Source organism: Moellerella wisconsensis ATCC 35017, assembly GCF_001294465.1.
GTDB lineage: Bacteria > Pseudomonadota > Gammaproteobacteria > Enterobacterales > Enterobacteriaceae > Moellerella > Moellerella wisconsensis.
This window is the reverse complement of sequence record NZ_LGAA01000068.1, coordinates 1-341: the sequence shown is the minus strand read 5'-3', so window position 1 is coordinate 341 and position 341 is coordinate 1. Positions and strand designations below refer to the sequence as shown.

Below are 341 nucleotides of genomic sequence, written 5' to 3'. Positions count from 1 at the left end.
ATCCGCAACGTTCCATCTTCTATGCTACCGTGCGGAATAGTGCCGTTACGGGCAGCCCGGGCCAGCCGCTTAAGAGCGATCGTGAGTCGCGCCTTTCTGTCTGCCAGCCAATCCTGTGGGTTGGAAGGCACGGCCAGTTTTGCATTTTCCTGCGCCGCGATCATCGGCACCAGTACCTGCTTGAGGTCACCATAGCGGCGCGAATGAGCGAGCCAGACATCTCCGGAACGAAAAGCATCCCGGAGGTGAAAGAGTACCGCCACTTCCCAAAGACGGGTATCTCCTTTTTCCTGAGCTCGTAAATGACGGTTCCATTTGGAGCTGGGCCGCAGGAAACGCCT

General features: G+C 57.5%; 1 pseudogene. It reads right to left on the bottom strand.

Annotated elements, in window-relative coordinates:
- Window positions 1-341 (bottom strand): annotated as a pseudogene (locus M992_RS14415) (Tn3 family transposase); the annotation flags it as partial.